Source organism: Alcanivorax borkumensis SK2 (assembly GCF_000009365.1).
GTDB classification, from domain to species: Bacteria; Pseudomonadota; Gammaproteobacteria; order Pseudomonadales; family Alcanivoracaceae; genus Alcanivorax; species Alcanivorax borkumensis.
In genome coordinates this window covers 428,116-452,605 of record NC_008260.1, presented here as the reverse complement: position 1 = coordinate 452,605, position 24,490 = coordinate 428,116, and the positions used below count along the sequence as shown (strand labels likewise).

Here is a 24,490-nt window from a genome sequence, read left to right as displayed (position 1 = left end):
CTTTAACCGCGGCCGCGCTTCTTCGCGCCCTTGGACTGCTTCTGCTCTTCCTGTACCTGCTCCATGCCACCAAGCACTTCGCCGCGGAAGATCCAGACCTTCACACCGATGGTGCCGTAAGTGGTTTCAGCACGTACGCTTGCGTAGTCGATGTCAGCACGCAAAGTATGCAGCGGCACTCGGCCTTCGCGGTACCATTCGGTACGCGCAATCTCTGCACCACCCAAACGACCGGACAACTGAATACGAATACCTTCAGCACCAGACTTCATGGCGTTCTGTACCGCACGCTTCATAGCGCGGCGGAACATAACTCGACGCTCCAGCTGGCCGGCGACATTGTCACCTACCAAGCGGGCATCTAAGTCAGGCTTGCGTACTTCCTCGATATTGATGTGCACAGGCACACCCATCTTGGCCGCAACATCCCGACGCAGACGCTCAACGTCTTCACCTTTCTTGCCAATAACAATACCCGGACGCGCAGTAGCAATAGTGATGCGAACGTTTTCAGAAGGACGCTCGATCTTGATACGGCTTACCGATGCACTTTTAAGGCGCTTAAAAAGATATTCACGCACTTGTAGATCGGTAACCAGGCAGTCTGAATAAGACTTCGGTCCGGCATACCAAAGCGAATTATGCTCTTTGACAATGCCAAGGCGAATACCGACCGGATGAACTTTCTGACCCATCTGGTTACTCCTGACCTTCTGAGACTTTCACAGTAATGTGGCAAGTACGCTTTAGGATACGGTCTGCACGGCCTTTGGCCCGCGGACGAATCCGTTTCATCGTCATACCTTCATCCACGAATACCGTGGACACCTTCAGCTCATCTACGTCAGCGCCGTCGTTGTTTTCCGCATTTGCAATCGCGGACTCCAGCACTTTCTTAACGATTTTTGCCGCCTTCTTCGGGCTGAATTCCAGAAGATTCAGCGCCTTCTCAACCTCCAGGCCACGGACCTGGTCAGCTACGAGGCGGGCTTTCTGAGCCGAAATTCTTGCACCGCGCAGACGGGCTGCAACTTCAGTAGCCATAACTGTCACCTTATCGCTTAGCCTTCTTGTCCACGGCATGCCCGCGGTAATTGCGGGTCAGGGCAAATTCGCCCAGCTTGTGGCCAACCATATGCTCGGAAACCATTACCGGCACATGTTGCTTGCCGTTATATACCGCAATAGTCAGGCCCACCATCTCCGGAATGATCATGGAGCGGCGAGACCAGGTTTTAATCGGCTTACGGGAGCCGGCTTCCACCGCATCTTCCACCTTGCCTAGCAGGTGGTGATCCACAAAAGGACCTTTTTTCAGTGAACGTGGCACAGCCTGAACCTCTCTCTATCCCTTACTTACGACGGTCACGCACAATCATTTTGGTCGTGCGCTTGTTTGTACGGGTCTTGTAGCCTTTGGTCGGAACACCCCAAGGTGTAACCGGATGACGGCCACCAGAGCTGCGCCCTTCACCACCACCATGTGGATGGTCTACCGGGTTCATCGCCGCACCGCGAACGGTAGGTCGAACACCCCGCCAGCGCTTAGCGCCCGCCTTACCCAATGAGCGCAAGCTGTGCTCACTGTTGGATACTTCACCGATGGTAGCCTTGCAGTCAGCATGAACTTTGCGCATCTCGCCGGAGCGCAGACGCAGAGTCACATACTGGCCATCTTTTGCCAACAGCTGCACGGAAGTCCCTGCAGATCGAGCAATTTGACCACCTTTCCCAGGCTTCATTTCCACATTGTGGATAGTGGAACCTAGCGGAATATTACGCAGCGGAAGTGCGTTACCCAGCTTAATCGGTGCATCTTCACCGGACTGGATACGATCTTCTGCTTTCAGCCCTTTAGGAGCCAGAATGTATCGACGCTCACCGTCCAAGTACTTCACCAGCGCAATATGCGCGGTACGGTTCGGGTCATACTCCAGGCGCTCAACAACACCGGCGATACCGTCTTTGTTACGACGGAAATCGATCACACGATACTTCTGCTTGTGACCGCCACCCTTATGACGAGTGGTAATACGACCGTTGTTGTTACGACCACCGTTTTTCGCCTTGGCTTCTAACAGTGGCGCGTAGGGAGCACCTTTGTGCAGATCTTCGTTGACCACCTTGACTACAAAGCGGCGGCCCGGAGAAGTCGGCTTGCACTTTACAATCGCCATTATTCCTTACTCCCTTCCTTACTCTGCGCCCAGGAAGTCAATGTCCTGGCCTTCCGCGAGGGAAACATAGGCCTTCTTCCAGTCAACGCGCTTACCCGCTACGCGACCAAAGAATTTGGACTTGCCTTTCATGTTGGCGGTACGAACAGCTTCAACTTTCACTTCAAAAAGCGCTTCTACTGCTTTTTTTATTTCCAGCTTGCTCGCATCTTTAGCAACCTTAAATACAAAGGTGTTGTTCTGATCAGCCTGAACAGTGGCCTTTTCAGAAACATGCGGCGCACGCAGCACCTGCAAAATACGCTCTTGATTCATGCCAGGGCCTCCTCAAGCTTCTTCAGAGCCGGCACAGTAATCAGCACCTTCTCGAAAGCAATCAGACTCACCGGATCAACGCCCTGAGAATCGCGCACATCAACCTTCGGCAAATTACGTGAAGCCATAAACAGGTTCTCGTCAACATTGTCAGTGACGATGAGCACGCTAGTCAGCTCCATACCTTTCAGCTTTGCCGCAACAGCTTTGGTCTTCGGCGAGTCCACAGTAAACTCATCAACAACAACCAAGCGCTCCTGACGAACAAGCTCAGACATAATGCACTGCAGCGCACCGCGGTACATTTTACGGTTCACTTTCTGAGAGTGGTCCCGCGGTACCGCAGCAAAAGTCTTGCCGCCGCCACGCCAGATCGGGCTACGAATCGTACCCGCTCGCGCACGGCCAGTGCCTTTTTGACGCCACGGCTTACGACCACCACCACTCACATCGGAACGGTTTTTCTGAGCCTTAGAACCCTGACGGGCACCAGCCAGAAACGCAGTCACAACCTGATGAACCAGAGGCTCGTTAAAGTCCTTGCCGAAGGCGACTTCGGAAACGGTAACGGTACCTCCAGAGGCAGTATTGAGATTCATCCTCTATTCCTCTTTCAGGCCTTCGCCTTCACTGCCAGACGCACGATCACATCACCACCGGTAGCACCGGGGACCGCACCTTTAACCAGCAACAGATTCTTGTCAGCATCGACACGCACCACTTCCAAATTCTGGACGGTGACACGCTCTGCACCCAGATGACCGGCCATCTTCTTGCCTTTAAACACTCGACCCGGGGTCTGGTTTTGACCAATAGAACCCGGAGCACGGTGAGACAAGGAGTTACCGTGAGTGGCGTCCTGGGTACTGAAATTCCAGCGCTTAACACCGCCAGCAAATCCTTTACCCTTGGAGGTACCAGTGACATCAATCATCTGGCCAGCCTCAAACCCCTCAACAGTCACCGAAGAACCCGCCTCAAACTCACCAGCTTCAGCACGGAATTCCCAGACACCACGGCCCGCCTCAACACCAGCTTTCGCGAAATGACCGGCTTGCGCCTTAGTCACGCGGCTGGCACGGCGCTCACCGACAGTTACCTGCACGGCTTGATAGCCATCCGACTCTTCGGTCTTGACCTGGGAAACCCGGTTAGGGCCAACCTCAATCACAGTCACCGGCACACTGACACCTTCTTCAGTGAAGACCCGGGTCATGCCGCATTTTCGACCGATCACACCAATCGCCATTGTTTACCTCTTCACAACCTGTCGGGATAAACCCGCCCGTTGTTAACCCAGGCTGATCTGCACGTCCACACCAGCAGCCAGATCCAGCTTCATCAGCGCGTCTACGGTCTTATCCGTAGGCTCGACAATATCAACCAGCCGCTTGTGGGTGCGGATCTCATACTGATCTCGCGCATCTTTGTTTACGTGCGGAGAGACCAGCACTGTAAAGCGTTCTTTACGCGTAGGCAGCGGGATTGGCCCCGTTACTTGCGCGCCTGTCCGTTTGGCCGTATCCACAATCTCTTGGGCAGACTGATCAATCAGACGATGATCAAAGGCCTTGAGACGAATACGGATTCTTTGGTTAGCCATAGCTAACAAACTCCAGACCGTTTCGAGCCACATATTATATGGCAAAAAGCCCACTTACCTAATCACTATTGATAGGTGAGTGGTATCAAAACAAGCCCGGGAACAATGCCCCGGTTGGTTCTGCCCGAAGACAGGGGGCGAATAATAGAGAGCCCCCCCTATCTTTGCAAGGGGTAATTTCAATCAAAGTGCAAATTAGCCGTTAGGAGGAGCACTGCATCCGAAAACTACTCCTTTCGGGGCGTTACCAAATTATCCATGCGTACGTAATTTCGTAAAACCTGCGGTGCCGGCCTTCCCTGTATCACCAGCAACGGCGCATGTTTGGTGGTCAGGAGCACGCTTGTGCACCACCCCCACCATTTTGTGGGCTTGCTAGATAGGAAGGAAGAAATCGCTGATGCTGATTCCAGTCATTATTGCCGGCGGCACCGGCTCACGCCTGTGGCCGCTTTCTCGCTCTCATTACCCCAAGCAGTTGCTGCGCCTGAATGGCGAATTCAGCATGCTGCAGGCCACGATCCTGCGCCTCCCCGCAGAATTACGCGCTGTACGGCCTATTGTTGTCTGTAATCAAGAGCACCGCTTTCTGGTTGCAGAACAACTTCAAGATATTGGCATCGAGGCCGACATTTTGCTTGAGCCCTGCGGGCGCAATACCGCACCAGCTGTGGCTCTGGCCGCACTTCAGGCTCGCCAACGCAACACCAATGCGAAAATCTTTGTTTGCCCTGCAGACCATGCCATCCGTAACCCGGAGGCGCTCGAGGAAACGATCAACGTCGGCTGCGAAGCAGCTGAAACCGGCTTGCTCGTCACCTTCGGCATACAACCAACCCGGCCAGAAACCGGATATGGGTATATCTGCATGGGGGAAGCCCGCGGGAAACACCATCTGATTGAACGCTTTGTGGAAAAACCAGACGCTCCCACCGCGCAACAGTTCCTGGATGACGGCAACTATCTATGGAACAGTGGCATGTTCTTGTTCCGAGCTGAACGCTATTTACAGGAATTACGTGAACGGCATCCACATATGCTAGCCCACTGCACTCACTCCTTGCTTCAGGCTGAGGCCGACCTTGATTTTATTCGCTTAGATGAACCCAGCTTCGCCCGCTGCGAAGAACTGTCCATCGACTATGCCATTATGGAGCACACCGCTGACGGAGCTGTGGTGCCTGTAGAGCTACTCTGGAATGACCTTGGCTCCTGGCAATCCCTGTGGGATCATCTCGACAAAGATGGCGACGGCAATCATCTGCGCGGCGATATCATTACCCATGGGAGCAGCAATAATCTAGCCATTAGCGACGATCGCCTCGTTGCCCTGCTCGGCGTAGAAGATCTGGTGGTCGTAGACACCCCGGATGCCATTCTGGTGGCCCACAAGAGTCAAGCCCAGGAAGTAAAACGCATTACCGACACCCTCAAGGCTCGCAAACGACCAGAAACAGAGAATCACCGCCTTGTTCACCGCCCCTGGGGCAAGTACGATTCCTTGGACAAAGGCAATCGCTATCAGGTGAAGCACATAACCGTAAAACCCGGCGAACAGCTTTCTGTCCAGATGCACCACCACCGGGCCGAGCACTGGATTGTGGTTTCTGGTACTGCCAAAGTTACCTGCGGGGAGAAGACGTACTTGGTTGCGGAGAACCAGTCCACCTTCATTCCTATCGGCGAAGTGCATTCATTGGAGAATCCAGGCCGCATTCCTCTCGAACTGATCGAAGTCCAGTCCGGCACCTATCTGGGTGAAGACGATATCATCCGTATCAGCGATCGCTACGATCGCGATGACGCTTCAAAAAAAGTGGCGCTTCTGCCATGAGCCCGGCCGGCCTGGGAGGCACCGAGGAGGCATATGTCGACCCCCTCCACCTCCAGGCCGACCGCGGCCACGCCTTCATCTAAGGAGCACATGCGCAAGGATGATACCCTCTACGGAGGTACGATGAGTGCCACCACTGCTTCAGGAGCCGAAGACTATTCGGTATCCGAGGGAGTCGATTTCCCCGCGCCTGACAGCCGTTTGGCTCTACGAAAAATACTCGACCAGCCTTCATTCAGAATGACACCGATGGCGTAAGCCTAGCGTTCAGCGCCACCCTCCTTGTCCGACTGAATGAGGAAACCTAATCCAATCCGGAAATGCTAGCCAGCAAGACCGGGGAACTGAGCACCCTGCTACGGAATGCATAATGAAGACATTTCTCGCTGCACTGTTAGTCATGCTGACATTCCAGCCCGCCCTGGCTGCAGTTCAGCTGACGCCCATTTACGCAAACGAAGCCAGCAATTGGCCTCTCGAGACTTTTGCCAGCAACGGTCTATTCCGACAGATCGCCCGATATCAACAAGGCCATCCCCAAGCCATCGTCCTTAATGGCGGCGAATACACGCTTGCGCAATTGGCTCGCCAGCTGGACACCCGCGCCCTTAGCCGAACAGCATCCGGCTGGACGCTGCACTATCCGCTGATAATTGGTCCCGGCGCTCGGCTGATCCTCTCCGCCAGCACTTTGTTTATAGAAGGTCGTCACGGCGGCTGCCTGATCAACCGGGGCAAGCTGCTCATTGATAACAGTTCCCTGTCCAGTAACGGCGATCAAAACAGTGGCTTTATCCATGGCTGGGGCGGCTCGACTACCCGAATCAAGAATAGCGTCTTGGCAGACCTTGGCCGTGCCGATTACCGAGCCAACGGGGTCAGCGTAGCACGCCATCGGTATCAGGGCGCAGGCGCTCCTGCGCAACTGTTCATTCACGATTCCCGTTTCAGCAACCTCCACCGAGGCGTAGACGCAGAAGCAGGCAGCCGCGTCAGCATTGTCAATCTCTCTATCAGTGCCAGCCGAGAGCAGGGAGTCGTGCTGTACAACAGCCCAGCCCACATTGAGCGATTACAGGTCAACGATTCAAAAGGGCATGGCTTGCGCGCGGGCGGCAACCGCACCATTTCTATTGCCGATAGCCAACTTCAGAATAATGGTGGCAGTGGCCTGTTACTGGAGGACCACACCGGTGAGATACACATTAGCCAAGTGGCCAGCCTCAATAACCAAGAATACGGCATCCAGATCAAAAGCCAGCGCGGACAACAGATTACCCTAATGGATACACTGAACCTGAACGGCAATGGCAGCGACGGCCTGCGGCTGGATGGCAGCATGCACATCACCCTGAACAGCGCTGACATCAGCCACAATCAGCGCTATGCCATTTCCATTCAAGCAGAAGACGGTCGGCAGATCACCGGCAACATGGCGGAGCTGCACCTGCATCTCAACCGGCTGGCGGCCTTGCATACCGGCGGCGAAGGCTCGCTGCAGTTAAAGAGAGTGAGTCTGCGCCATCGCAGCAATCAGGGAAAATATCTGGCAGGTAACCTGGCCGGCAAGGAAGCCGACCTATTACCCACGTTGTTACAGACTCAGGAGGTGGTCGTCCCGTTTACGGAGTCGCTTGCCACAATCCCGCTAACGAGCCCCCTGTGAATCGAGAGCCAAACCGATCAGCATCGCCTGCCGGTAACGGCAGGCGCTCAGGAAAGCGATGGGCATACACCGGCCACCAAGCCATTTTGTGATCATCAATGGCCACCTGCCGTTGAGCAAACGAGACACCCTTGCCATCCTGCGCCCAGAAATGTACCACCTGAGCAGCCAGAGCATGCAGCTGTTGACCATCACCTTCATAGAGCGGCAAGCCATTGCGAGTACCCGCCTCCGCCATCAATATCAACGGCGTAATTGCAAAAGCATGGTACTCCTCCGCGCGCTTGCCACGAGCAGCCTCCCGAGGCAACACCACCCCGCCGTTTCTGGGCGTAATCTGCCCGATGGCCAGCCAGTAGCCCTGCTCAGCCCAAGATAGCCGCGCCGGCTCATCAAGCACCAATCCAGCGGCCATAACCGCCCAAGACGACCAGTAATCATGATTATTGTAGAGATCCATGCGCTGACGCCGGGGAGTGGCATAAATCTGCACCCTATCCGCCAGCAACCTCAACCAATCGCGCTGCTCCTCACTCACTTGCCAGGCCGTCAGGGCCTGAGCCTTCATCATGTTCATGGCCAAGGCAGACAAAAACCATTTCCGAACTGCCTCCCCCTGCTTACTGGCGTCTTTTTGTGTAAGCGCGCCCGCTTGAGCCCAAGATGCCACTGCCATGGAAAAGCATTCCTTCGCCGCCGCGCGAATGGCAGGATCGGGTTTGCGCATATATTCCGTAACCTGACCCAGAAAGGCCAAGTAACTGTAGATCGCGCTCACCTGACTCTGGTAACGGCGGGCGGCCTTCTCGTCCAACACATCCTTGCTGGCCTGGCCCTGATCATACTTGCTGCCCATTTTCAGCTGGCCCGGATAAGGCGGATACCCCTGAGACTCAGCCTGACATCGATTCAGCGCCCGCACATCGGGCTTAACCTGATCCAGAGGCTGACTATCGAAAAGCGGCACCAACGAGGCTTGCGAACACCCGGTAACCAACACCAACAATATTCCCTTCAGTAGTCGCACAGTGATGTCTCCACTTTCATCGCCTCAGCTACCGGTTGTTCAAACTCCAGCAGCACGGATAACAGATTGCTTTGGCGCCCCGGTGGATCCAGACGCAACATAAAGCGGCCGGTATCCAAACGAGCAGGGCGTCGAATGCGGATTTTCTCGCGCTGACCATTATCGTAATACGCTAGCACATAAAATTCCTTGAGGTTATTGGCCGAGAAATTCATGTCCAGCAACAGATGGGACTTGCCCGCCGTAACACGCCGATGTTGCCCGGCATTCGCCAAAACCTCTGCCCTCTCGTCCGCTTCGGATATTGGCAAGGTCACCGTATCACTAGCCAACAGGGTTTTATCCGTACACCCACCAGATGCTTCTGGCAGTAATTGTCGCCAGATTGACTGGTCGTCTATGGCATAACTCACCGGCAGCTCCCAGATCAGATAACGGAACTGACCATTTTGATAGGCCTCTGAAAGCAGCACATCTTCCAGTGAGCCGGTGGCACCACCACCGGTCATAGCAAAATTCACAACATCACGACTCAGGTATTGCTGCAAAAAACCCTGAAAATTGTAGTTCTTATAGCGATCATCACGGTTATCGGAATTACTGGTGCCCACCAGAGCGATGGCTGGCGTCGCCACATCACCGAACAGGGTATCGGCACTATCCATTCCCTCTTTCGGCACCGTGACGCTGCCGCGAACCCACTGATAGTTATACGCATTGCCGCAGACGACTTTGACCGCCACATTCATGGTGCCCATCTTGCGCAGCAAAATACCCGGCCGGGTTTCAAACGTCATCTCGGCAAGTTGATCGATACCGGGGTCCGCCAACATCGCCTTCGCCACCTGTCTGGCGCTCACTTGCGCACCATAGGGTGTCCAGTGGTGATCACGGCGGAAAAAATATTCCTGCTCGTGCTTGCCGGTTAGCACTGGCTCCATGTCAACAACCATTGCCCCTAGCGAGCGTAATGTTTGCGCCTTTTCCAGGAAAGACTGCCGCGCGGCAGCCCTCGAGTAGCGCTCTTTCCAAGGCGATACCAGAGCATCCGCGTGCATCAGACCACGGGTCGGCTGCAACATCACCACCAACCTGACACCTCGCCGCTCCAGTCGCTCCACCAGTTCAGCAAACGCCTGCCGACTGGCCGCATCCAGAGGGAACGATTGCTGCAAATCCACTTCGGTACGAAAAAACCAGTAAGGCTCACCGGCGACCAGCTGCCGCATACTGGCCATGACACCTTCAGCGTAGATATCAGGGTCGGACAGAGCGGCACAGGTGAACGGGGGTTTCAAGAAAGCGCCATGCATAACATCACGCTCTTCTATTTGCCGGCCAGAAACTTCGCCGTCTCCATTATCCCCTTCGGCTACCGAGCACACACCTGCCAGCCCGAGACATAAGCACAGGGCTAGCCATGTTGCACAATCAGGGAGTCGCAGTTGCCACATGGGTTTCCTCCAATCGCGCCTGACTGCCACCACTGCCCTGAGTCACCAGCACGGTATAGACCCGACCGCGCTGCAACACCACCTCCTCCAACGGTAGCTCGACGCCACTGTCGAGAACCACCTTCAAGGACACTTTCACCCCGTTTATTTGTCGCTCATCACTGCTGCCTGCCGGCAGTGGTCCGATCACGTTCACCGCACCGTTGCTGGTCTGCAGCGTGGCCGGCTGGGTTGACAGGTTGTACATTACCAGTAGCGCTTTCAGCCGGCTGGAAAAATAAGTGTCCTGGTGCGGCACCAACGAAGTGCCATCAAACACCAGTGTCTGCACCGATCGCTTGGCGAAGTCGAACGCAAACTGCTTGCCGTTAACTTGCAGCTGAGCGGCGCCCCCAGGGCGGTAGAGATAGTCTCCCGCTTGCCCGGGAGACAAAGACTGACGCCAGTCATCCATCGCCAAGGCCACCTGTTCATCGGTCACATTAATGACCCGTATAAAGGCTGAGTTCGGCGGTGCAGCCATTTCATACAGCCCTTCGTTAGCGTCCTGAGCTGCCCACCCCGGCAAACTCAGCAGCACGGTCAGAATCATTAGCCATACACGCATGACGTTCCACCTCCACAATCGGTTCCATTGGTTGAATCAGCGCCCGTTCAGGCACCTCCCAGATCACATACTTCACACGCTCATCCCTGGCTGCAGGGCTGTTGATAAACTCATGCATCGCCGAAAATGGGCCCTGAGCCTCCAGCGCATAGACCAACACATCCGCCCCCAGCTCTTGCCGAAGAAATCCGGGGAAGTGCCATTCATCCATAGCGCTGTAGCTAGTCCCCACTAGGGCCACCGGCGGCATGTTATCGCCAAGTAGAGCGTCTGCATCCTGAGCCTGATCAACCGCTGAGGTCTCGTAACGGGTCAGCGGCTCCTGACGCTGCGGCCCAACACCGTTACTGGTAGGCAAGTAGCGAAGCAGATCACCCTCATAGGCCCCCACGGCGACTTCCCGGGTCTGGTAATGATGCGCCGGCGACAGCGACAGCCTTGAGGCCACCCCGGCGGCCACTACCTCGGCCCCGCGCGGGCTCCAGTGAGTATCCGTGCGCATGAAGACAGCATCCTCGGCAGCGGCATGCTGCATTAACGGCAGAGTGTCGAGCCAGGTGATGCCGGATTCACCCAGATAGGAAGTGATGCGTTGGTACAAAGAATCCATTCCCGGAGACACGGCTCGATTACTCCTCTGCACATACAACCGTCTCTTCGCCGGTACCGGCACCATCAACACCTGCTTACCCAATTGCTCAAGGGCACACACCGTCAGCGCCAGCTCGTTCAGGTTCCTCGTTAACCGCTGCTCACTGAGGCTGTCGTAATAATACTCTTCACGGGTAAAAAGCCAGTCATCCTCTCCCACCAATACGCCGGGCCGTCCTGCATGAAAAAACAGAAAACTTGCATCGGCCCATAGGGAAATAGACGGCTCGCGCAACACAAAAACCTCATCCACATGCTTCTCCAGCTTGCGCACCAGTTCGCCCTTGCGAAACTGATCCCAAGCCGCAGTTTCCGTCCCAAAGAAATGCGCTACCGGGTAGAGGAGTGAGGCCAAACCAGAGAAAATAGTCGCCAGGAAGAGCCAGCCATTGATCAAGGAAGCTTTTTTCATAGGAATCATGGCAACCCCCTGTCAAAACTGAAAATAAAGAAAGGGAGAGAACGACTCGGCAGACAATCGCGTCACCGCAAGCGCAAAACCACACCACAGAATAGGGACGCGCCAACCGCTCACATCCTGGTATACATTGCTCTTGTCGATCCCAAGGTAGAAACGCTTGTTGTAATACGCACTGGCCCGCTCCCAGAACATCGCCACCACACAAAAGAACAGCGTCATGGGGGAGACCCACAAGGAAAGATTGTGCAGGCTGCCCCAGCCATTCATGCCGAGCAGGCCTGACATTATCCGCCAAGCATCATCTATATTACCGGCGAGGAACAACGGCCAAATAAACCACAGGAAAGCCATGGTGCGATAGTTCTTCCAGAGCGAGTAAGGGGTCGACAGGGTGGTTACTGTGCCTATCCACCGCTCCAGAACCATCATCCCACCCAACGAAGCCCCCCATAGCACAAAAGACAAATCTGCCCCGTGCCACAGCCCTGCCAAAGTCAGGGTGGTAAACGTGGCGACCGCCACGGACCACCCCAAGGATCTCTTCAGGGGGCGGTAGAGATAATCACGCAGCCATTGAGTCAGGGTAATGTGCCAGCGTCGCCAGAACTCGGTGACACTTTGGCAGGTATAGGGCTGATTAAAGTTCTCCTGAAACTTGAAGCCCATCATCATGCCCAGCCCGATAGCCATGTCCGAATAACCGGAAAAATCGAAATACAGTTGCAGGCTGGATATCACCACACCAAACACACTATCCACAAAACCCGGATCAGGGGCGGCCATGAGATACGTTGCTACCGGCGCGATGCTGTCAGCAATCAATACTTTCTTGATAAATCCCAGCAGGAAACGACTGGCCCCCAAAGAAAATAACGCCATGGAATGGGTGCGTTTCTCGAACTGTCGCTCAAGATTTCGGTAACGCAGAATCGGCCCAGCAATAAGCTGAGGAAAAAAGGAAATGAACGCGGCGAAGTTGATAAAGCTGCGCGTGGGTTTGGCATCCCCCCGGTACACATCTACCAAGTAGGCCAACGCCTGAAAAGTATAAAAAGAAATCCCCAACGGCAGAATAATCGTCTCAAGAAAGAAGGGGTTAAGCCCCACTGACAGCATTAACGTGCTGATACTTTCCACACCAAAGTTGGCATATTTGAAATACCCTAGTGCAGCCAGGTCTCCAGTAACCCCGAGCAACAACCAGTAAAAACAACGAGGGTGATCCCGGTATTTCTGTATCAGCAGAGCAAAGGCATAATTCCACAGCGTAATTGCCACAAAAAGCAGTAGAAAATCCGGCCGCCACCAAGCATAAAAAAGATAGCTTCCTAGCAGGATAGTCCAGTTTCGCCAGCGCGTCGGTGTTATGTAATACGCCGCCAAAAACAGCGGCAGAAAGAGAAAGACAAAAAGATTAGACGAGAAAACCACCGTCACCACCTCCCTGCGACAACAAACAGGAGCTGGTGATTTTTATCCGGCCGTTGGTAAGCTTCCCCCATGTAGAACACTGAGTAGCTCAAGCGGGCAGACACTTGCATCTGCCGCCGCTCTGACAATGCCAAGGGAAAAGACTGCCAACCTAGCGCCACATTCACTACATTGCCCAAACGATCTTCCCCATCCACGAGAGGATTATTGATAGGGCTGTTGACGGTCACAGAGTTATTCAGCCGCCGTACGGTGCCCGTCAGCACTTCCATTTCTGCTCGGGGCCATAATTGCTGCCGGTACCAGGCCGCTGCATAGGCCAAGTTATTCATCTCATAATCAAGCAAATCACCGAGTACGCCAGTGGAAAGCTCTGCCACACCAGAACGGCGATTACTTTGTACCCGGCTCTGGAAATAGCCATCGTTCACGCTAAGGCTCGGCTCATCCGTTGTCGCTGCCCGCACACCCAATACCGGGCGCCAGTCGAGGCTATCTATCCGACTGTAGAGCTCCCCCTGAACCAAATAGCCCAGTAGCCGGTTTTCTCTGTCGACACGATTCCCATCGCCATCAATGGCATAACTCTTCAAATCCCCCTGCTGAAAGAGGGCGTTTACGGTGTATCCCACTGCAGTGGCCTCGCCCCCTTCGCCGTGCAATCTCACCCCACCCCAGTACCCCGTGAAATCCCGCGCATCCATGAGGCCCTCCAGCCTATCCTCTGGATCCCCGGAGGTATCATCCTGATAGTGCAACTGCAAATCCCACCAGTGCCCCGGCCTCCACTGATGACCCACTCCAGCGAGCATTCGGACGATACCATCATCGCGAGGGTCTAGGTCGGAGCCATCAGATCGCCAAGTCGTCAGCTGCTGCCCGACAGCCAAATTTGCGCGCCAGAGAGTCGACCGATAATCCAGGTTCAGACTCTCCATCGGCAGATCCCAGATCACCCCTTCCTCATCTTTGTAAGACTGCCGCCCCAGCGCCAGTGACAAGGAAGGCGACCCAAACAGCATCCGACGGCGCACCCAAGCATCGCGCAGTTCAGCGTAATGCTCATCCTCACGGATACTATCCGTCTCGTCGGCCTGCAAACTGCTGGGGCGCCCCGTCGCCACCAATAACTTGGCGCGTAGCTGCGCATCCCAGCGATGCCATTCCGAATCGCCACTACGCCAGTAATACCGTGGTTCATAACGCAGCAGGCCATTGAGCTCTGTCTGATCATCGGTGTACGGCTTCAAATAATCTGGCGACTCTCCTGCAGTCAAATAGAGCCGTTGATCATAGGTATGAATGGGCAGCGGAGTCGCAGCGGCGACATTGCCCGCGAGAACAATCAGCAGCAAGCTGGCGGAATTAGAAAGACATCGCGACACTGAACTGCTCCTCCAGCCAGCGACGACGCTGCTCAACCAAATTTTGTGCGGCCTGCTTTCCAGCAGGCAGAAGACTTTCAGGCAACGGCAGGTGTTCGCGGGTTTCATCCCGGGCCGTTCTCGGCAGCAATACCTTGCTGGCTTCCTTGTGCGCATAGGCCTTGACCGGGTCACGCATCACCCCTCGTCCATAAAGGTACAGAATGGACAGCGCCGCATCACCTTGAGCGAATCCAGCTTCTGCCGCGCGGGTGTAGTACATTATCGCCCTTTCCATATCGGCCTCCCCTAGAAAACCACTTTCATAAAGCGAACCCAAAGCCATTAACGCCTGGGTCATTCCCTGCTCAACAAGAATCTCGAGATCCCTACGGGCCCTCTCCGGCTTCAGGGAATACCACAAAGGTTCCAAGTCCCCCTCCGCCCGGTAGAAAGTGGCAACGGCTGGATCTTTTGGCATCAGGTTCGCCACTTTGTCCATGAAGACCTGATGGGAATAAAACTCCGGCCAAGACAGCATGTAACGCAGCTGCTCGGACAGGGCCGCAGGCTCCCCGTTGTCCGCCGCCCGCTGCAACCATCGCATTACTGATGGATCATGTTCGTCAGATGTCGTATTGGCCTTGAGCAACGTCGCCACCCGCAGGCAGTAGGCTCCGCCCAGTGACACATCCCCTTCTAAGTTCCGCATCATCTCGACAAACCGTTCCTGCTTACCATTTTTCCAATGCATATCCTGAAGATATTCCACTGCACGGGGGTCACGATGCAGGGCACGGGCGTAAATCCGCTCCGCCTCATCAAACTCGCCCCGGTGCTGGGCATACCGTCCCGCGTAGGTGTCGAAGTAACAGTCGACAACACAGCTACGGCGGTACAGGTGCAGCCATCGCTGCCACTGTTCGTCCGTCGCCGCGCCGGGATATAGTGCAGCGATGCTCAGCGCCAACCGCAGATGCTCCGGGTTCTCCTGAGGACGCAAAGGCACGAGCAATTCACGGGCACGGGCTTCCCCTAAGGCCAGACTGCCTTGATAACGTTTGAACAGGCGAAGACTTGCGGGGCCGGCCCGATAATCCTGTTGTTGCCAGGCGCGCTGATACCATTGCAAGGCTTCGCTGGGATCCGCATTCTGCTGCCCCGCCAGTAGCTTGCCGTATTCCACTTGGGCTGCGGCATCACCCGCTTCGGCCAGCTGACGTAGCTGCTCTTGGGCTTCGGCAGTGTTGCCCTGAGAAAGCAGATACCGGGCGGTCACGGTATCTGCAGGCATCTGGCACCCGGCCAACGCTGCGGCCAAGCAGAGAATCAAAGTACGGGAAGCCATGCGGGATGCACCGTAACGTTGACAGGCTGATTATGGGAGGAGGATGGCAATTCACGCGCACCGGTAATTTGCATACGCAGCAAACCACTTTCCTCATCACGAACTAATTGGGAAATGATAGCGCTCTCGTCCGTTACGCCATCCAGATAGCGTACAGTCACCTCATCACCTATGGCCCCACCCAGTGTATGGGCACTACCATCGAACAGCGCAGTGATGGTGGCTGGACCGCCAGGATCGACCAGTTTCATCAGCACACTGTTTTTGTGAACGAACTCACCATCTCTTACAGGCAACTCGGTGATTTCACAGTCACAGGGGCTGTTCAATGTCACCTCAAAGACCGCCGCATCGACAAGAGCACGAATCTGTTTGGCATCTAGGCTATCCAGCACCACGCCATCATTAAGTCTTGAGACCAAACGGGAGGAGACGGTCAGCAGTGGCTGCCCCTGCTCTACTCGAGTTTCGCCTTCCGGCAGCAGAAGCCGCACATAACCATTCTCTGGCATCAACACCGTCTTGGCTGGCAGCGACACCCAGGCATCATCGGCACGCGTTACAAAGGCATGCTGATAAAGCTTCCAGGCCACAAACATGAAGGCCAGCAGACCGGCCACAAAGAACAGCACACTCCCGAACAAGGCGCGGACACGATCCCGCAGGGTGCGCGTCTTGCCCTGCTGGTTGTTCTTGCGGATCGCTGTATAGTTTTCACGCTTCATGTTGTCGATCACATCATCCAGCTCGGTGAGCTCACCCGCCAGATGGTTGCTGATCAACAAACGCAGCAAGTCGGTATTTTCCTGATCAATGACGGAGTACTGTCCTCCGACAAGCTGATTCTCATCCTGCTGGTAAATCACCTTGAAGCTCACGGGCATGGACAGGTTAGCGCGACCAAGACGAAATACGATCTCTCCGTGACACAAAGTGCCCGGTGCCAGGCTTACTTGGCCAGCAATGAACGACAGCCCTCCCAACGACACATCTTGCACCGAAAAGATGCCTTTCACCGGGCTTTGTATCTTCAGCCTCAAACTTCCCTGCAGCTTTACTCGTACATGCTGCCGCTCTTCTTGAGACTCATGCACCTGACGAACCTTATTCTCTTCCATGGTCTTCCCTTCTATAACAGAGCCACCCCCGAACCAGTCGCGCTGCATTTAGCTGCTGGTCAGCAGCACCATCAAACAAACAAACACACTTCCCGCCGCAAACAACATCGTTTTCGAACTTATGCGATTGAAGACTGCATCAAAGCCTGCATTCTGTACGGACAAAGTGGTTTTCTGCCTTGTCCAGCTTTGTCGATCGAGATGAAACAGCGCGAAAATTTTTACCAGCGACCCCACTATTTGGTTGTAATACAGCAGCACTGGATACAAAGGTCCTACCGGATGGCAGGTCAGCGTGAGTAGTGCTGCCACCAAGGTGCGCGAAAGCGCAATCCAAAACACATACACCGCAAACACCTGCCAGTGCTGCAGTGACGCCATCATCAGTGCTACTGTCAGGCCAATTAGGCAAGTCCACATACTGATGCGCTGGTCATAAAGCACAAAGGTCGCGAAGACACCCAGACGCCGCCAACCTAACTGAGTCGCACGAAGATTCTGCCGCAACGAATTGCCGTACCAACGAAACATCAACTGCAATGTCGCCGGCACAAAACGATGATGAGGCGGATGCTCCACCGTCAGGGTGTGAGCATCAGGCACATAAAAGGTATCCCAGCCCAGTGTCATCAGAGCGTTCCAGCTGGACTTGTCATCCCCGGTAAGAAAGCGGAATTTCCCTAGGCGCCAATGCACCAGATAATCCGATTCCACATCGGCGATAAACTCAGGGGAGGTTAGCACCGCAGCACGAAAGAACGACATGCGACCGGTCATGGTCAACACTCGGCGCGACAGCGCCATGGAACACATATTCAGATGTCGTTGTGCAAAGCGCATGGTGTGCCAATCACGCATCAGGCGACTGCCTCGCACCACACATTGCTCATTGGTGGTCAGGCCTCCCAAGTTTGGCATCAACCCGAAGAAGCACACCGAATCGCGCACACAATCTGGCGCCAGCATGGTGTCGCCATCAACCACGCCAACCACCGCATCCTTATCCGGCATAGTGCGACTCACCGCCCGGAATGCCAAAGCCAAACCATCCCGCTTGCCAGTGCCACGAGCCCGGCAAATGATCAGCTTGACACAACCCTGCTGATCAAACTCACGGTGACACTGGCGGATCAAGTTCTCATCTGCACGCTCAACAATGGATACCACCACAGTAGCCGGAGTCCCGCAGTTCACGGCTTCCCGAAAAACGCTCGCATACACATTCCACGTTGTGTCTGCAGGTATACGAAAGCTGGTAACCACAAGATAGATATGGCTTGGGGCATAGCTTTGCGGATCCCGCTCGATGCAGCGGCGCATGGCAGGAAAGGTTACTCGCATAAACCAAAGGCCACGCAACAAATGCAAGCCACCAATGGAGTAACGCCACAGGCCAATGGCACCGATCAGCAAGATGAATTTACTGTCGCCACTGTCCAAGTAGTCGGGATCAATGAGTAATGCCAGCCCCATCACCACGGATAGCCACAATAGCCATTCGGCCATGTTCTTCATAACAATTACCAGCAGATGCCCTGGCGATCTTCGCTGGACACTCCTGGCAGGTAACCACACAGGTCTATCAACAAACGGCCACTATTTACGGTATCTGCCACCGCCTTGAATGTGGGGGTAGCATGACCAAGCACAACGACTTCACTGCCATCCACCAGTTGATCCATGTCTTCGACTAAACACTCGAACAGCTCGCCATAACTATTCCAAAGCTGCTCGGCCACCGGGCTGTTCTTGCTGGCATAGTTGACATTGCTATCGTAGATAGCCAGGCGGTACCCCTCTGACAGCAGCTTTGCCGCAAGACTGATTAGCGGACTTTCCCGCAAATCATCAGTACCCGGCTTGAAGCTGAGACCCAGCAGACCAATCTTTTTCATGCCAGATTCACGAATCATGGCCATGGCCCGCTCTACTTGGTTATCGTTACTGGTAGACAGTGATGCCAACAGTGGTGACGTCAATGACTCCTTGTCACACCAAGCATTTAACGCCCGAACATCCTTGGGAAGACAGGAGCCACCATAAGCAAACCCGGGCTTCATGTAGTAGCTGGACAGATTCAGCTTGTTGTCCATACACACCACTTCCATGACCCGACGTCCATCGACACCCGCCTGCTTGGCGATATTGCCGATCTCATTAGCAAATGACACCTTGGTGGCATGCCAGGAATTACAGGCATATTTCACCAGTTCTGCTTCCTCAATAGTCATTTTTATCATAGGGGCATCTAGTCCCTGATAGAGTACAGCAAGGGCGTCGGAGGCTTCGTCGTCGATGCCGCCAACCACTGTCATCGGCGGATTGAAAAAGTCGTAGATGGCAGTGGACTCACGGAGAAACTCCGGGTTTACTGCCAGCATAAAATCGACCCCAGCCTTTTTACCCGAAGCCTTCTCTAGAATCGGTAGCAGATCGCCGCGCACCAGTCCTGGCAACACCGTGCTGCGGATCACCACAAGGTGAGTGTCATCTTTGTCTCGAAGCGCAAGGCCGATATCCTCACACACCGTTTTCAAATAACAGGTATTAAGAAAGCCGTTCTCATCGCTGGGCGTCCCTACGCAGATAAAGGACACCTGGCTGTCGAACACGGCCTGCCGGGCATCTGTAGTCGCGCTAATCCGACCTTCCGCTACCCCCTCAGACAACAACTCCGCGAGCTGCTCTTCGACAATCGGCGACTCTCCGCGCTGGACCTGACCCACCTTCCCCTCGCTGACATCCATGCCAATAACCGTGTGACCTTTCTTGGCAAAACATGCCGTGCAGACCGCGCCAACATAGCCCAGCCCAAAAATTGAGATAGTGGACATTTCCTTTCCCTAATAGTTAACGGCATCTCACAATGACCGTAAAGCAACTTGATCGGATGGAAGCCATCTAACGCTGGGCAAAGTAAAATGTGTAGAGGGGTAACACTAAAAGGGTTCGCCCTGATTAGAGTGAAATGAGAGAGCGCGAGCAACGCACCAATAACTAGCCTCAGTGTGTCTGATTCAGCTCCAGTCCGCGCCCCCGCGTAACGGCTACCAACCAGCCCGCCTCTTGATTAAAGGTGCCAGCACCCGCCGTATTCGAAACCGGAATTCATTTGGGTACCACCATTAACTTTTGAGGTGTTCGATGAGCAGCTCTGAGGTGTTGTCCGTCAACCTATCCCGCCTCACGGAGTGACTGCGCAGCAACTAGACTAGATCCCTCGCCGGTCGACAAGGCGCGTGGATCGAGCGCTGGCGCCCCTCGTCGTACTGCAAGAGGTATAACCAGTAGAGGCCCAGACCCACTGACCCAGGGTACGTATGGTCTATGTCACCTGCTCTAAGTGGTGATCAGAAAGTTCGGCTGGGTGGCAATAGATCGTGCGAGGGAGGACAAAACCAATAAGCTACATGATGACAAGCCCGCGCGAAAACGAGTGAAGCAATGCCGGGACGTCCTCACAATCCGGAAAAATTGAAAAGGGATCGAAGATCAACGCTATTTGATCGAAATTCCGTATAAACAAAAAAAGGCCGCCGAAGCGACCTTTTTCTGATTATCGGGTAACGAATTACTCGGTGATTTTGGCTACTACGCCGGCACCAACGGTACGGCCACCTTCGCGAATCGCGAAGCGCAGACCATCTTCCATGGCGATCGGAGCGATCAGCTCAACGTCCATTTGCACGTTATCGCCAGGCATTACCATTTCGGTTCCTTCCGGCAGAGTACATGCACCCGTCACGTCAGTTGTACGGAAGTAGAACTGCGGACGGTAACCGTTGAAGAACGGGGTGTGACGGCCACCTTCGTCTTTGCTCAGGACATATACCTCAGCAACGAACTTGGTATGCGGGTTAATGGAGCCTGGCTTGGCCAATACCTGACCACGCTCAACTTCATCACGCTTAGTACCACGCAGCAAGACACCAACGTTCTCACCAGCACGACCTTCGTCCAGCAGCTTGCGGAACATCTCAACACCAGTACAGGTAGTCTTGGTGGTGTCGTGGATGCCCACAATTTCGATTTCCTCGCCTACTTTAACGATGCCACGCTCTACACGACCGGTTACTACAGTACCGCGACCAGAGATAGAGAACACATCCTCGATCGGCATCAGGAACGGCTGATCAACGGCACGCTCTGGCTCCGGAATGTACTCATCCAGAGTCTCAACAAGCTTCTGCACCGCAGGCATACCGATATCGCTAGTGTCGCCTTCCAGTGCTTTCAGCGCTGAACCCTTAATGATCGGAGTATCATCACCCGGGAAGTCGTAGTCGCTCAGCAGCTCACGCACTTCCATTTCTACCAGCTCAAGCAGCTCTTCATCGTCAACCATGTCCGCTTTGTTCAGGAACACAACGATGTAAGGTACGCCAACCTGACGGGACAGCAGGATGTGCTCACGAGTCTGCGGCATGGGGCCGTCTGCGGCGGAACATACCAGGATTGCGCCATCCATCTGCGCGGCGCCGGTGATCATGTTTTTCACATAATCAGCGTGACCGGGGCAATCTACGTGGGCGTAGTGACGAGTTGGAGAATCGTACTCTACGTGAGAGGTCGCAATGGTAATACCACGCTCACGCTCTTCCGGGGCATTATCAATACCATCGAAAGCAACGGCGTTGCCGCCCCATACTTCTGCACACACGCGGGTCAACGCGGCAGTCAGGGTGGTTTTACCATGGTCAACGTGACCAATGGTGCCTACGTTTACGTGCGGTTTATTACGTTCAAACTTTTCCTTAGCCACGGCTCTATACCTTTAACAAATTAACCGTAAATTTAAGATTTTTTGCCGCTGATGACTTCATCAGCGATATTCTTCGGTGCTTCAGCGTACTTCAGGAACTCCATGGAGTAACTAGCACGCCCCTGAGACATGGAACGCAGATCAGTAGCGTAACCGAACATTTCAGACAAAGGCACCTCGGCACGAATAATCTTGCCAGCCATGGTGTCTTCCATGCCCTGAACGATACCACGGCGACGATTCAAGTCACCCATCACGTCGCCCATGTAATCTTCTGGAGTTACCGCTTCCACCTTCATAATCGGCTCAAGCAGCACAGCACCCGCTTCCTTCGCTGCGTTCTTAACAGCAAGCGCGCCAGCCATACGGAAAGCGTTTTCGTTGGAATCCACCTCATGGTAGGAACCATCGTACAGAGTCGCTTTCACACCCAGAATCGGATAGCCCGCAAGCACACCAGCCTGAAGCTGTTCGTCGATACCCTTCTGCACGGCACCAAAGTATTCTTTCGGTACGGAGCCACCGTGAATTTGCTCCTCAAACTGGAACTCTTCATCACGATCAATAGGCTCGAACTTAACTTTGACGTGACCGTACTGACCACGACCACCGGATTGCTTGACGAACTTACCATCCACATCCGCACCGCGGGTGAAGGTTTCACGATACGCAACCTGCGGCGCACCGATGTTCGCTTCCACTTTGAATTCACGTCTCATACGATCGACAAGAATATCCAAGTGCAGCTCACCCATACCAGAAATGATGGTCTGCCCGGTTTCTTCGTCGGTCTTCACACGGAAAGACGGATCTTCCTGCGCCAGGCGACCCAGCGCCAGACCCATTTTTTCCTGGTCGGCTTTGGACTTCGGCTCTACCGCAACAGAGATTACCGGCTCTGGGAATTCCATGCGTTCAAGAACAATTGGGTTTTTCAAGTCACACAGAGTGTCGCCTGTAGTGACATCTTTCATGCCCACACAAGCAGCAATGTCGCCCGCCAGCACTTCTTTAATCTCTTCGCGGCTGTTCGCATGCATTTGCAGCAAACGACCTACACGCTCTTTTTTCTCACGCACAGAGTTAAGAACACTGTCACCAGAGTTCAACACGCCTGAGTAAACACGAATAAAGGTCAATGAACCTACGAAGGGGTCGGTAGCAATCTTGAATGCCAGAGCCGAGAACGGCTCATCATCGGAAGATTTCCGCGCTTCAACGGTTTCGCCATCCGGCAACACACCCTGGATAGCTTTAACTTCGTCCGGTGCTGGCAGAAATTCGATAACTGCATCAAGCAGGGCCTGAACACCCTTGTTCTTGAACGCAGAACCGCAAAGGCCGAGAACGATTTCATTAGCCAGAACCTGCTGACGCAGCCCCGCCTTGATTTCGTCATTGGAAAGGTCACCTTCTTCCAGGTACTTTTCCATCAACTCTTCAGAACCTTCCGCCGCAGCTTCGGTCATCTGCTCACGAAGTTCGTCACAACGGTCTTTGATGTCGTCCGGGATATCCTTCTCTTCGTAGGTCATCCCCATGTCTTCTTCATTCCAGAAGATCGCCTTCATACGGATGAGGTCGACAACACCCTTGAAGTTATCTTCTGCGCCGATATTGTATTGAATCGGCACGACACTGGCACCCAGACGCTTACGAATCTGGTTACAAACAGAGTCGAAGTCCGCGCCAGCACGGTCCATCTTATTGACGAACACGATACGCGGCACTTCGTACTTATTGGCCTGCCGCCATACAGTCTCTGACTGCGGCTCAACACCAGAGGAACCACAGAACACAACAACCGCACCATCAAGCACACGCAGAGAACGCTCAACCTCAATAGTGAAGTCAACGTGCCCTGGGGTATCAATGATATTGATTCGGTGCTGGTCGTACTGTTGATCCATACCCTGCCAAAAGGTGGTGGTCGCAGCAGAGGTAATGGTAATACCACGCTCCTGCTCCTGCTCCATCCAGTCCATGGTGGCAGCACCATCATGCACCTCACCAATTTTGTGAGACACACCGGTGTAAAAAAGAATACGCTCGGTAGTGGTCGTCTTGCCCGCATCTACGTGCGCACAGATACCAATATTACGATAGCGATTGAGAGGAGTCTTACGAGCCACGCTGCTAACCTCGATTCTGTGGTTCAAATACTAAAACCGGCCTGAATACAGGCCGGTTTCACTCGCTTGCTTTGCGCCTTAGAAGCGGAAGTGAGAGAAGGCCTTGTTGGCCTCGGCCATGCGATGCACGTCTTCACGCTTCTTCATCGCAGCGCCTTTGCCTTCAGCGGCATCCATCACTTCGCCGGCCAGACGAGCAGGCATGCTCTTCTCACCACGCTTACGGGCAGCATCTACCAACCAACGCATTGCCAGAGCAGTACGACGACTGGGACGAACCTCAACAGGAACCTGGTAAGTAGCACCACCAACACGGCGGCTCTTTACCTCGACAGCCGGACGAATATTGTCCAGTGCCTTTTCAAACGTTTCTAGGGAATCTAACCCTTTACGCTCAGTGATAATATCCAGGGCGCCGTAAACAATACGCTCGGACACGGATTTCTTACCACTAACCATCACATGGTTCATGAATTTAGCCAGAATCTGACTTCCAAACTTCGGATCCGGCAGGATCTCCCGTTTAGCGACAACGCGACGTCTTGGCATCGGATGTGTTCCTCTAACATTCCCGCTTTGG

General features: G+C 54.3%; 23 protein-coding genes. 2 read left to right on the top strand and 21 right to left on the bottom strand.

Going from position 1 to position 24,490, the window contains the following annotated elements:
• Positions 1-2: 2 nt before the first annotated feature.
• From rpsC to rpsJ, 8 genes are read right to left on the bottom strand one after another with little or no spacing between them, the layout of a single operon-like run.
• Complete coding sequence (gene rpsC / locus ABO_RS02100; RefSeq protein WP_007149325.1) at positions 3-695, bottom strand: 30S ribosomal protein S3; 693 nt, start codon at positions 693-695, stop codon at positions 3-5.
• A gap of 4 nt (positions 696-699) precedes the next feature.
• Complete coding sequence (rplV, locus tag ABO_RS02095) at positions 700-1,044, bottom strand: 50S ribosomal protein L22 (protein WP_007149326.1); 345 nt, start codon at positions 1,042-1,044, stop codon at positions 700-702.
• Positions 1,045-1,054: 10 nt separating this feature from the next.
• Positions 1,055-1,330: a 30S ribosomal protein S19 gene (gene rpsS, locus ABO_RS02090; protein WP_007151633.1), complete on the bottom strand. Its 276-nt coding sequence runs from the start codon at positions 1,328-1,330 to the stop codon at positions 1,055-1,057.
• A 22-nt stretch (positions 1,331-1,352) separates the two neighbouring features.
• The gene (gene rplB, locus ABO_RS02085; protein ID WP_011587693.1) at positions 1,353-2,177 is read right to left on the bottom strand and encodes a 50S ribosomal protein L2; all 825 of its coding nucleotides are present in this window, start codon (positions 2,175-2,177) and stop codon (positions 1,353-1,355) included.
• Between the two features lie 18 nt (positions 2,178-2,195).
• Positions 2,196-2,492 carry a 50S ribosomal protein L23 gene (rplW, locus tag ABO_RS02080; protein ID WP_011587692.1) on the bottom strand — a complete coding sequence of 99 codons (297 nt, stop codon included), beginning with the start codon at positions 2,490-2,492 and terminating at the stop codon, positions 2,196-2,198.
• Positions 2,489-3,091 (bottom strand): 50S ribosomal protein L4, encoded by a 603-nt coding sequence (gene rplD, locus ABO_RS02075; protein ID WP_011587691.1) that lies wholly within the window; start codon positions 3,089-3,091, stop codon positions 2,489-2,491. The genes rplW and rplD overlap by 4 nt, the downstream gene beginning before the upstream one ends.
• Before the next feature lie 14 nt (positions 3,092-3,105).
• The gene (rplC, locus tag ABO_RS02070; RefSeq protein WP_011587690.1) at positions 3,106-3,741 is read right to left on the bottom strand and encodes a 50S ribosomal protein L3; all 636 of its coding nucleotides are present in this window, start codon (positions 3,739-3,741) and stop codon (positions 3,106-3,108) included.
• Positions 3,742-3,783: 42 nt separating this feature from the next.
• The gene (gene rpsJ / locus ABO_RS02065; RefSeq protein ID WP_007148458.1) at positions 3,784-4,095 is read right to left on the bottom strand and encodes a 30S ribosomal protein S10; all 312 of its coding nucleotides are present in this window, start codon (positions 4,093-4,095) and stop codon (positions 3,784-3,786) included.
• Between the two features lie 400 nt (positions 4,096-4,495).
• On the opposite strand from rpsJ, the gene ABO_RS02060 reads away from it, so the two are divergent.
• Positions 4,496-5,929, top strand: a complete 1,434-nt coding sequence (locus tag ABO_RS02060) for a mannose-1-phosphate guanylyltransferase/mannose-6-phosphate isomerase (protein ID WP_011587689.1) — start codon at positions 4,496-4,498, stop codon at positions 5,927-5,929.
• A 370-nt stretch (positions 5,930-6,299) separates the two neighbouring features.
• Positions 6,300-7,595, top strand: a complete 1,296-nt coding sequence (locus tag ABO_RS02055) for a right-handed parallel beta-helix repeat-containing protein (RefSeq protein ID WP_011587688.1) — start codon at positions 6,300-6,302, stop codon at positions 7,593-7,595.
• On the opposite strand, the gene ABO_RS02050 is transcribed toward ABO_RS02055, so the two are convergent.
• The 13 genes from ABO_RS02050 to rpsG form a co-directional block, all read right to left on the bottom strand.
• Positions 7,552-8,622: a polysaccharide lyase gene (locus tag ABO_RS02050; protein ID WP_144412617.1), complete on the bottom strand. Its 1,071-nt coding sequence runs from the start codon at positions 8,620-8,622 to the stop codon at positions 7,552-7,554. The genes ABO_RS02055 and ABO_RS02050 overlap by 44 nt on opposite strands.
• Positions 8,610-9,920, bottom strand: coding sequence for an alginate O-acetyltransferase AlgX-related protein (locus ABO_RS02045; RefSeq protein WP_231483399.1), 1,311 nt, complete (start codon positions 9,918-9,920; stop codon positions 8,610-8,612). The genes ABO_RS02050 and ABO_RS02045 overlap by 13 nt, the downstream gene beginning before the upstream one ends.
• Positions 9,921-10,053: 133 nt before the next feature.
• Entirely contained in the window at positions 10,054-10,683 is a 630-nt protein-coding gene (locus tag ABO_RS02040; RefSeq protein WP_011587685.1) for an alginate O-acetyltransferase AlgF, read from the bottom strand.
• Positions 10,616-11,755, bottom strand: a complete 1,140-nt coding sequence (locus tag ABO_RS02035) for an alginate O-acetyltransferase (protein ID WP_011587684.1) — start codon at positions 11,753-11,755, stop codon at positions 10,616-10,618. The genes ABO_RS02040 and ABO_RS02035 overlap by 68 nt, the downstream gene beginning before the upstream one ends.
• A 12-nt stretch (positions 11,756-11,767) precedes the next feature.
• A complete protein-coding gene (locus ABO_RS02030; protein WP_011587683.1) occupies positions 11,768-13,186 on the bottom strand; it encodes an MBOAT family O-acyltransferase in 1,419 nt (472 codons plus the stop codon).
• Positions 13,187-13,188: 2 nt separating this feature from the next.
• The gene (locus ABO_RS02025) at positions 13,189-14,571 is read right to left on the bottom strand and encodes an alginate export family protein (protein ID WP_011587682.1); all 1,383 of its coding nucleotides are present in this window, start codon (positions 14,569-14,571) and stop codon (positions 13,189-13,191) included.
• Positions 14,552-15,898 (bottom strand): SEL1-like repeat protein, encoded by a 1,347-nt coding sequence (locus ABO_RS02020; RefSeq protein ID WP_041704780.1) that lies wholly within the window; start codon positions 15,896-15,898, stop codon positions 14,552-14,554. Before ABO_RS02020 ends, ABO_RS02025 begins: the two co-directional genes overlap by 20 nt.
• Positions 15,880-17,016, bottom strand: a complete 1,137-nt coding sequence (locus ABO_RS02015) for a PilZ domain-containing protein (protein ID WP_011587680.1) — start codon at positions 17,014-17,016, stop codon at positions 15,880-15,882. The genes ABO_RS02020 and ABO_RS02015 overlap by 19 nt, the downstream gene beginning before the upstream one ends.
• A 48-nt stretch (positions 17,017-17,064) precedes the next feature.
• Positions 17,065-18,531 (bottom strand): glycosyltransferase, encoded by a 1,467-nt coding sequence (locus tag ABO_RS02010; protein WP_011587679.1) that lies wholly within the window; start codon positions 18,529-18,531, stop codon positions 17,065-17,067.
• Between the two features lie 5 nt (positions 18,532-18,536).
• A complete protein-coding gene (locus ABO_RS02005; protein WP_011587678.1) occupies positions 18,537-19,850 on the bottom strand; it encodes a nucleotide sugar dehydrogenase in 1,314 nt (437 codons plus the stop codon).
• 737 nt (positions 19,851-20,587) lie between these two features.
• Positions 20,588-21,778, bottom strand: coding sequence for an elongation factor Tu (gene tuf / locus ABO_RS02000; protein WP_011587666.1), 1,191 nt, complete (start codon positions 21,776-21,778; stop codon positions 20,588-20,590).
• Positions 21,779-21,810: 32 nt separating this feature from the next.
• Entirely contained in the window at positions 21,811-23,910 is a 2,100-nt protein-coding gene (fusA, locus tag ABO_RS01995) for an elongation factor G (RefSeq protein WP_011587677.1), read from the bottom strand.
• Positions 23,911-23,988: 78 nt separating this feature from the next.
• Positions 23,989-24,459 (bottom strand): 30S ribosomal protein S7, encoded by a 471-nt coding sequence (gene rpsG, locus ABO_RS01990; protein WP_011587676.1) that lies wholly within the window; start codon positions 24,457-24,459, stop codon positions 23,989-23,991.
• Between the last annotated feature and the right edge of the window lie 31 nt (positions 24,460-24,490).